Origin of the sequence: Aquisphaera insulae (assembly GCF_011064615.1) — a bacterium.
In the GTDB taxonomy this organism is placed as follows: domain Bacteria; phylum Planctomycetota; class Planctomycetia; order Isosphaerales; family Isosphaeraceae; genus Aquisphaera; species Aquisphaera insulae.
Genome location: NZ_JAALJH010000094.1, coordinates 25,582 through 31,661 on the forward strand (window position 1 = coordinate 25,582; position 6,080 = coordinate 31,661).

Genomic DNA, 6,080 nt, shown 5'->3' on the forward strand with positions numbered 1-6,080 from the left:
TGTTGCGAACGCGTCGCCCATAAGTCGCACCGGAGCCGGTCGACTTGCGCGAATTCGGACAACTTCGTTCGATTTTCCGGGGTCCTCGCGTTCCCGGAGGCGGGCCCCGCGGTTAGGGGGAGGACAGGTGGTCGACGGCGGCCGTCAAGACCGGTCGAACCTCCGGGTCGAGCCAGTGTTGAGCGAGGGCTCGCTTCAGAATCCTGCGGAACCGGTCGTCGTCGACGCCAAGGATCCGGGTCTCGCACCGCGTGAACGCCAGCGCGGCGGCCAGGGCGTAGAGGACGTGGGCGACGTCGACGGGCATCGAGGTCATGGGCCTGGCATCCGACCTGGACTCGCGGCCCGCGGCGCGGTGCACCTGCTTGGCGAACACCTTGACCCGTTTCAGGAGCGCGACCAGTTCTTCGAGAGGGAGCCCGGAAACCCGAGAGTCCTTCCCGGCGACGAGGGCCCTGAGGGTGAGCGGGACGGGGATCCGTCCGCCGGGCGTCGCCGACGGCCTGGTCTCGCGGAGGACGGCCGCCAGGGCGGGTCCGACGGATTCCAGGTCGTCCAGATACTCTTGCAGGGGCAGGTTCAGCCAGAGGCCCAGGAGGATCCGCAGCTCATCGTCGAGGATCTCCGGGTCCACCTCCTCGCGGCCGGAGCCCGGGGCGAAGCCGTCCGGGAGGTGCAGCGAGGATCCCGAGACGTCCTCGGGCTCGGGCCTGGGAGCCCGCAGGAAGGCCAGCCAGAGTCGACCGCGAGCCGACCGTGCCGCGATCTCGATCAGCTCTTGAAGCCGTTCCTCCCGGGTCGTGCCGGCGGCGGGATCGCCGGGGATGAGGGCCGGCAGGATCCGCCGGAAGATCCGCTTCACCGTCGTGACGCGGTTATCCAGGATGACCGGGGGCTGGCCGGGGAACATCGCCAGCAGCTCCTCGCGGGTCTTCGGCACGCGACCGGGGAAGAGGGGGGCCAGCACCAGTTCCTCGAAGACGGTCCAGTGCTCCGCCTTGCCGGCGTCGATCAACTGGGAGCGGACGCGTTCGGTCGCGAGGTGGAGCACGCCGAGGGCATAGAGCTCGTCGACGTCGAACGTCGCGGCCTCGGGATCGCCGGCCCGGGGATCGACGTGCTCCTCGATCGGAAAAGGGGCGGGGCGTTCCGGGCGCCGCTGGGTCTTCCGCCATTCGTCGACGGCATGCCGCCTCGCCGCGACGTAGAGCCAGTCCCGGAACCGTCCCGTGATCGCCGGCCGGTTGGCCAGCAGGTCCCGATCGTACATCTTCAGGAAGAACCCGTGGGCGACCTCGTCGGCGCGGGCCTCCCCCACGAACGGCAGGAGGCGGAGAGCGGACCGGATCGGCCGGGAGTAGGCGTCGAGGAACCTGTCCCAGGACCGGAAGTTCTCCTCGGTCGTCGACGGATACATCGCGGGACTCTCCGAGAGGAAGTCGGCTCCGGCATCTGACGGGAGGATACACGCGACCCGGCGGGGACTGCGAGAGGATTCGTCGCCGACCATGCCCCCGGATCGGCCGGGAGCGGTCATGCCTCCGCTTGCGGCGAGGGGCCGTCGATGGTCCGCGATGGAATGCCCGGGTCGAACCAGGCGTAGAGGGCCGGGAGGACGACGAGCTTCAGCAGGGTGCTCGTGATCAGGCCGCCGATCACCACGGTCGCCAGCGGGCGCTGGACCTCCGCGCCGGAGCCGTGGGAGATGGCCATCGGGACGAAGCCCAGGCTGGCCACCAGGCCGGTCATCAGGATCGGTCGCAGGCGGGCCATGGACGCTTCTCTCACGGCCTTCAGGACCGGCTCGCCCTGCTCGACGAGCTGTCGGATGGCCGAGACCAGCACGAGGCCGTCGAGGACCGCCACGCCGGAGAGGGCGATGAAGCCAACCCCCGCCGAGATGCTGAAGTTCAGCCCGCGGAGCCAGAGCGCCAGCACCCCGCCGATGGCGCCGAGGGGCACGGACAGGAAGATCAGCAGCGCCAGGCTGATCGATCCGAAGGTGGCGTAGAGCAGCAGCATGATCAGGGAGAGGGCGATCGGCACGACGATCGTCAATCGCCTGGTGGCCGACTGGAGGTTCTCGAACGTCCCGCCCCATTCGAGGCGGTATCCGCGGGGCAGGGTCACTTCGGCCGCGACCCGCTTCTGCGCCTCGGAGACGAACGAGGCGAGGTCACGGTCGCGGACGTTGCACTGGACCATGGACCGCCGCCGCCGGTCCTTCCGCCAGACCTCGTAGACGCCGTCCACGAGCCTGATATCGGCCACCGACTCGAGGTCCACCTGCGGGCCTCCCGACGTGGTCAGGAGCAGGCTGCGGATCGCCTCCACGTCCTGGCGGTACTCCGGCGCAATCCGCACCTGGAGGTCGAATCGGCGCTCGCCCTCGACCACCTGGCCGACGACCTTGCCGCCGAGGGCGGCGCCGATGTCGAGCACCTCCGCGCCGTCGATCCCACGGCGGTCGATCCGCTCGCGGTCGATGTCGATCTCGAGGAACGGCAGGCCGCCCAGCGTCTGGGCCTTGACCTCGCTGGCGCCGGGGACCGACCGGAGGACCTCGGCCAGGGCGTTGGACTTCTCCTGGAGGACGTCCAGGTCGTCGCCGAAGAGGCTCAGCCCCACGTCGGCCCGCACACCGGCCAGCAGGTCGTTGAATCGGAGCTCGATCGGCTGGGTGAAGGAGAGGAACGTCCCCGGCAGGACGCGACCGCCCAGCTCCTCGATGGCCCGGATCAACGCGTCCCGGTCGTGGACCTTCGTCCATTGGGCGGGGGGATGGAGCAGGACGAACACGTCGGTCAGGTTCACGCCCGCCGGGTCGATGCCGATCTCCGGCCGGCCGGTCCGGCTGACCACCGATCGGATCTCGTCGGGGAAGGCCGATCGCAGCGCCCGCTCGAAGAGCGTGGTGTCCTCGATCCCCTCGGCGAGGGCCGAGTCGGGGGGACGGACCAGGACGACGACCAGGTCCCCCTCGTCGAGCTTGGGGATGAACTCGCCCCCCAGCCGCAGGGCGATCGGCACGGTCGCCGCCAGAGCGACGATCGCCATCAGCGCGACGGGCACCGGGTGTCGGATCACCCAGCCCAGCGGGCCCAGGTAGGCCCGCTTCGCCAGGCGGATGGGGAGGGTCTCGCGCTCCGAAGTCCCGGGACGGAGGAAGAACGACGCGAGGACCGGCGTCGCCGTCAAGGACAGCAGCAGCGACCCGCTCAGCGCGAAGATCACCGTCAGGGCCATGGGCCGGAACATCTTCCCCTCCACCCCCTCGAGCGCCAGGATCGGCAGATGCACCAGCGTGATGATCCCGACCCCGAAGACGACGGGCTTGCGGACCTCCCTGGTCGCCGCGCGGACGACCTCCACCGCCCGCTCTCCCGGGCGGGCATGGGAGAGCCGATGGACGATGTTCTCCATGACGATCACGCCGCTGTCGACGATCAGGCCGAAGTCGATCGCACCGAGGCTCATCAGGCTCCCCGCCACGCCGAAGTAGAGCATCAGCTCGCCCGCGAAGAGCATGGACAGCGGGATCGCCAGGGCCACGATCAGCCCGGCCCGGAGGTTCCCCAGGAGCACGAGCAGCACGGCGACGACGAGGACGCCCCCCTCGGCGAGGTTCCGCGACACCGTGGCAATGGTCCGCTCGATCAGCGCGGCGCGGTCGTAGAAAGGGTCGATGACGACCCCCTCGGGCAGGCCCTCCTGGATCTCGGCCAGCTTCTCCTTGATCCGGTCGACGACGACGCGAGAGTTCTCGCCCATGAGCATCAGGACCGTCGCGGTGGCGGCCTCACCCCGGCCATCGCGGGTCACGGCGCCGGCGCGGATCATGGGGGCGAACCGCACCTCCGCCACGTCCCGGACGTGGATCGGCGTGCCGGTCGGCGTGGTCTCCAGGAGCACGTCCCCGAGTTCCTTCAGGTCCTTGACCAGGCCGACGGTGCGGATGACCCGCTGCTGCCCGTTCTGCTCCAGGTAGCCGCCGCCGGAGCTCCCGTTGTTCCGCCGGATCGCCTCGAAGACCCGGGCCACGGAGATCCCCCGGCTGATCAGCTTCTGGGGATCGAGGCGCACCTCGTAGGTCTTCAGCTCGCCGCCGAAGGCGTTGACCTCCACCACGCCGGGGATGCTCTTCAGCGGCCGGGCGACGTCCCAGTCGAGGATCGTCCGCAGCTCCATCAAGGATCGCTTCACCTCGGCATCGTCGGCGTTGCGGACCTCGAACTGGAAGACTTCGCCCAGGCCGGTGGCGATCGGCCCCATCTCCGGCTGGCCGTATTCCGCGGGGATCTGCGAGCGGACCTGGACCAGACGCTCGCTCACCTGCTGGCGGGCCCAGTAGATGTCGATCCCCTCCTCGAAGACCACGGTGACGCCGGAGATGCCGAACTGCGAGAACGAGCGGACCTCCTGCACGCGGGGGATGCCGTTCATCGCGTTCTCGACCGGGACGGTGATGAATCGCTCCACCTCCTCCGGGCCCAGCGCCGGCGCGTTGGTCAGCGCCATGACCTGGACGTTCGTGATGTCCGGCACCGCATCGATGGGCAGCCGAAAGAGGGCGTAGGCGCCGGTGCAGGCCAGTGCCAGCACCAGCAGGATCACCACCGAGCGGCTGCGCAGGGAGGCATCAATCAGGCGATCGAACATGTCGCTTGCCCCTGAGATGGGGGGAGATCGGGCGGTTGGAAGGCCGGGCGTGGCGTGACCGCGGCGGCCCCGCCGAGGCGCGGCAGGCCGCCGACGAATGCCGATCGCGAGAGTCTGCGAAGGGGGGCGGGCGAGGTGGGATCAGAAGAGGAGACGACAGAGGCTCAGGAAGCGCGGGCTGTCGGCCCATTCGACCAGGAGGATCGGGCCGATGATCCATCGAACGGAAGCCGGGACATGCGTGGTCACGGCCGGGAGGACGATCCGCTCGAGCGGGCGGTATCCCGGGTCGTGCGCGTCACCCGGGTCATCCGGGCAATCGTCCTCCGGCTCGTCCGGGATCTCGATCTCGTCGTCCAGCGCCGACGACATGCCGGATGAGGCTTCCTCGGTCGTCCGGGTGGACGGCCCGGAATGCTCGCCGGCGCACCGCGATCCGACCGACGACCAGGCGGGCGTGGCGGAGTAGAGGAGGGCCAGGGTCAGGAATAGAAACACCTTCGGCATGGGCGGTCGGAACGGCTCCACATACCACCCGAGCGGGGGGGGAGACGGGACGGCGACGAACCTTTGCGGATTGTAGAAAACGATCACCGGGGCGTCCACACGGATCCTCACGGTCGCGTGGACGCCCCGCTGCGGGAGGCCTCGCGTGTTCAGCCGCTGAAGTGCGTCGGGCCGGCGAGGACCTGCCACTTCTGCTCATCGCGGCCATCCCAGGGCGCGGTCCGGATCTGGATCTCGTCGCCGTCCTTATCCGCGGTGAGGGCCTTGCCGGTCGCCGCATGTTCGATCCGGTACAGGTCGCCGCCCAGCGGGATGAACTTCCACCGCTGCTCGGCGGTGGGCTCGGAGGATGGGGTCACCTGGAGGACCTGGGACCCGGAGTCCCTGGCGGAGTCGGCCGGCTCGAAGGTCTTGCTCGTGAAGTGGTTGATCAGCCGTGCGCCCTCGTCGGCCGGCTCGACCTTCCAGGTCAGGCACTTCCAGTCGGTCCTCGGGTAGAGCACGATCGGCGTCTTCTCCCGATTGCTCGCGCCGCGGGGGCGGAGGACCATGTCCGAGTCCGCGAACTTGACGTTGCGGATCTGGTACGAGCCCTTCGCCAGGCCGGCCTTCCCGTCCTCCGGCCTGGCCCCGTCATCGCCGCGCGTCCCGGCCGCCGCGGACGTCAGGCAGACGAGGACGGCGAGCGAGCTCGCCGAGAGTCCCGCGGCCGATATCCATCCGAGCTTCTTCACCTGAATCTCCCTCACCGTAACGATCGCGATTGCGCCGCCGCCGACGTCGGCGGCGTGAGCTGCACGATCCCCACATCAATATACTGCCCCCCGCCGTTCTGATGGCAGTGGACGGCGAGGACGTTCCGGCCGGTGCGGAGGGCGGCGAGGGCCGCGGGGGCGATCGGGACCTCATCATAG

The 6,080-nt window shown here is 69.6% G+C and carries 4 protein-coding genes; all 4 read right to left on the bottom strand.

Features of this window, described 5'->3' with window-relative positions; all coding sequences use genetic code 11:
* Positions 1 to 112: 112 nt before the first annotated feature.
* The gene (locus tag G6O54_RS31085; RefSeq protein ID WP_165232659.1) at positions 113 to 1,417 is read right to left on the bottom strand and encodes an RNA polymerase sigma factor; all 1,305 of its coding nucleotides are present in this window, start codon (positions 1,415 to 1,417) and stop codon (positions 113 to 115) included.
* Positions 1,418 to 1,533: 116 nt separating this feature from the next.
* Positions 1,534 to 4,659, bottom strand: a complete 3,126-nt coding sequence (locus G6O54_RS31090; RefSeq protein WP_165232662.1) for an efflux RND transporter permease subunit — start codon at positions 4,657 to 4,659, stop codon at positions 1,534 to 1,536.
* A 141-nt stretch (positions 4,660 to 4,800) separates the two neighbouring features.
* Complete coding sequence (locus tag G6O54_RS31095; protein WP_165232665.1) at positions 4,801 to 5,166, bottom strand: hypothetical protein; 366 nt, start codon at positions 5,164 to 5,166, stop codon at positions 4,801 to 4,803.
* Between the two features lie 149 nt (positions 5,167 to 5,315).
* Positions 5,316 to 5,900 (bottom strand): RICIN domain-containing protein, encoded by a 585-nt coding sequence (locus G6O54_RS31100; RefSeq protein WP_165232668.1) that lies wholly within the window; start codon positions 5,898 to 5,900, stop codon positions 5,316 to 5,318.
* Positions 5,901 to 6,080 lie beyond the last annotated feature (180 nt).

Excerpts from the sequence above, each read along its gene's own strand:
- G6O54_RS31085 (WP_165232659.1), bottom strand. The coding sequence starts at position 1,417 with ATGTATCCGTCGACGACCGAGGAGAACTTCCGGTCCTGGGACAGGTTC.
- G6O54_RS31090 (WP_165232662.1), bottom strand. The coding sequence starts at position 4,659 with ATGTTCGATCGCCTGATTGATGCCTCCCTGCGCAGCCGCTCGGTGGTG.
- G6O54_RS31095 (WP_165232665.1), bottom strand. The coding sequence starts at position 5,166 with ATGCCGAAGGTGTTTCTATTCCTGACCCTGGCCCTCCTCTACTCCGCC.